This window comes from Nocardioides sp., assembly GCF_031422975.1.
GTDB lineage: Bacteria > Actinomycetota > Actinomycetes > Propionibacteriales > Nocardioidaceae > Nocardioides.
The window spans coordinates 1-2506 of sequence record NZ_JANPEO010000339.1 but is presented as its reverse complement, the minus strand read 5'-3'; the positions used below and the strand labels follow the sequence as shown (position 1 = coordinate 2506).

The 2506-nt window shown below is 69.6% G+C and carries 4 protein-coding genes; 2 read left to right on the top strand and 2 right to left on the bottom strand.

Annotated elements, in window-relative coordinates; genetic code table 11:
* The coding region (locus RMO85_RS10275) for an ATP-binding protein (RefSeq protein WP_310528631.1) at positions 1-398 on the top strand (398 nt) is incomplete at its 5' end.
* A 54-nt stretch (positions 399-452) separates the two neighbouring features.
* Positions 453-908: an XdhC family protein gene (locus tag RMO85_RS10270; protein ID WP_310528630.1), complete on the top strand. Its 456-nt coding sequence runs from the start codon at positions 453-455 to the stop codon at positions 906-908.
* A gap of 7 nt (positions 909-915) precedes the next feature.
* Here RMO85_RS10270 and RMO85_RS10265 read toward each other — a convergent pair whose 3' ends face one another.
* Together RMO85_RS10265 and lepA are read right to left on the bottom strand one after the other, a co-directional pair.
* Positions 916-1437 (bottom strand): HutD family protein, encoded by a 522-nt coding sequence (locus tag RMO85_RS10265; protein ID WP_310528629.1) that lies wholly within the window; start codon positions 1435-1437, stop codon positions 916-918.
* A gap of 3 nt (positions 1438-1440) precedes the next feature.
* A partial coding sequence (gene lepA / locus RMO85_RS10260; RefSeq protein WP_310528628.1) for a translation elongation factor 4 occupies positions 1441-2506 on the bottom strand: 1066 nt, incomplete at its 5' end.

The following is a 2506-nucleotide window of genomic DNA, read 5'->3' as shown; positions in this document are numbered from 1 at the left end:
GGCAGGGCGTGACCCTCCAGATCGCAACCCGTGAGGGCAGCTCGAGTGTGGCTGGGGAGCACGAGGAGTTGCGTCGGGTGATCGCGAACGTGGTGAGCAACGCCGTGAAGTACTCGCGTTCAGGAGGCACCGTGACCGTGTCGTTGGAGGACCATGGCGCGGAGGTCGCCTTCGTCTGCGCGGACGACGGGCTCGGGATCTCGCACGAGGACCAGAGCCAGCTCTTCACCGAGTTCTACCGCTCCACCAACCCGGAGGCGCTGCGACGGCCGGGCACCGGCCTCGGCCTGGCCATCGTCTCGCGGATCGTGACCCGGCACGGCGGCCGCACCGAGGTGGAGTCGTCACTCGGGACAGGAACGACGTTTCGCGTCGTTCTGCCGCGTGCACGCCGCTAGGCCAGCACAGGTGACGACGGTGACGCTCACCCGCGAGAGTGTCAGTGTGGGCGCATGAGTAGCCCTCGCGAGCAGCCCTGGTCGGACGACGCCATCACGCACGGACGGATCCTGGTCCTGAGCGACAACCCGATCGCCCGGGCCATCGAGGCGATCGGTACGGCGGTGGGGCGCGACGTGCTCGTGCAGGCGGCCGACGACGGCGGTCCCGGGCTCGCCCCGCGGTCAGGTGACGCTGTGGTGCTGTGCGACCACGATGCGACCGACGCACCCTCCGTGCTCCGGGCGGCACTCGCCTCACAGGCGTCGTACGTCGCCATGATGGCCAGCCGCCGTCGAGCTGAAGGCCTCGTCGAGGAGCTGCGCGCCGAGGGCGTGGACGTCTCCCGGTTGCACGTGCCGGCGGGCCACAACCTCGGCGGCAAGGCGCCGGGCGAGATCGCGCTGTCCGTGGTCGCCGAGATCGTCGCGGAGTCCTACGACCGGCCCGGCGGTCCTATGCGCGACTGACGCGCTCTCAGACGCGTTGCAGGGTGATGACCGCGAGTGTGCAGCGGCCCGACACCTCCGCGGGCCCTTGGACGAGGTCGTACGCCGAAGCCTCGGCGCCTTCCACCTGCGCCCGCCCCTGGAGGACCAGGGCGGCCTGGTCGTCCGCGATCGGCAACGTCGACCCTCGCCCGAGCTCGAGCACCGTCACGTGCGGCGACACCGAGGCAGGCTCGACGATCACGTTCAATGCCCGCACTGGTCCTTCGGGGAGCGAGGCGCTCGCCTCGGCGTCCCCGTCGAAGGCGAACGGGCGCCGAGGCTCGATCACGTGCTCGACGCCGTCGACGACGAGTGCGAGCACGATCCCGTCCACGACGGTCAGGAGGCGGCGGAGCCCCGGGAAGGCCGAGAACGCGCCGTCCCGGTCGATGTCGGCGAGGCTCACCCGCCACGCGCCGTCCTCCGCGCGCAGCAGCTCACGCGTGGTCCCGCCGCCGTTGGGCCACGGCCGGGGCGCGATCTCGCTGCGGCGTACGACCGTGGCCATGACCTACTTCTTGGGCGTCGGCTGCGTGGTTGACAGTGCGGCGACGAAGGCCTCCTGCGGCACCTCGACGCGGCCGACCATCTTCATCCGCTTCTTGCCTTCCTTCTGCTTCTCGAGCAGCTTGCGCTTGCGGGTGATGTCACCGCCGTAGCACTTGGCGAGCACGTCCTTGCGGATGGCGCGGATGTTCTCGCGGGCGATGACGCGCGCGCCGATGGCGGCCTGGATCGGCACCTCGAACTGCTGGCGCGGGATCAGCTCCTTGAGCTTGCCGGCGAGCATGACGCCGTACGCGTACGCCGCATCGCGGTGCACGATCGCCGAGAACGCGTCGACCGGCTCGCCCTGCAGGAGGATGTCGACCTTGACCAGGTCGGCGACCTGCTCGCCGGAGCGTTCGTAGTCGAGCGAGGCGTAGCCCTTGGTGCGCGACTTCAGCTGGTCGAAGAAGTCGAAGACGATCTCGCCCATCGGCAGCATGTAGCGCATCTCGACGCGATCCTCGGAGAGGTAGTCCATGCCCTGCAGGTTGCCGCGCTTGGCCTGGCAGAGCTCCATGATCGTGCCGATGTAGTCGGACGGCGACAAGATCGTGGCTCGCACGACGGGCTCGCGCACCTCGGCGATCTTGCCGGCGTCGGGATACTCGCTCGGGTTGGTGCACTCGACGACGATGCCGTCCTCCATCACGACCTGGTAGATCACGTTGGGGGCGGTCGAGATCAGGTCGAGGTTGAACTCCCGCTCCAGCCGCTCGCGCACGATCTCCATGTGCAGCAGGCCGAGGAAGCCACAGCGGAAGCCGAAGCCGAGGGCGCCGGACGTCTCGGGCTCGTAGGCCAGCGCGGCGTCGTTGAGCTGGAGCCGCTCCAGCGCGTCACGCAGGTTGGGGTAGTCGTCGCCGTCGATCGGGTAGAGCCCGGCGAACACCATCGGGTTGGGGTGCTTGTAGCCACCCAGCGACTCGGTGGCGCCGTGGTGCTGGCTGGTCACGGTGTCGCCGACGCGGGACTGACGCACGTCCTTCACCCCGGTGATGAGGTAGCCGACCTCGCCGACGCCGAGGTCG

Coding starts and splice junctions, on each gene's coding strand:
- RMO85_RS10270 (WP_310528630.1), top strand. CDS start 453: ATGAGTAGCCCTCGCGAGCAGCCCTGGTCGGACGACGCCATCACGCAC.
- RMO85_RS10265 (WP_310528629.1), bottom strand. CDS start 1,437: ATGGCCACGGTCGTACGCCGCAGCGAGATCGCGCCCCGGCCGTGGCCC.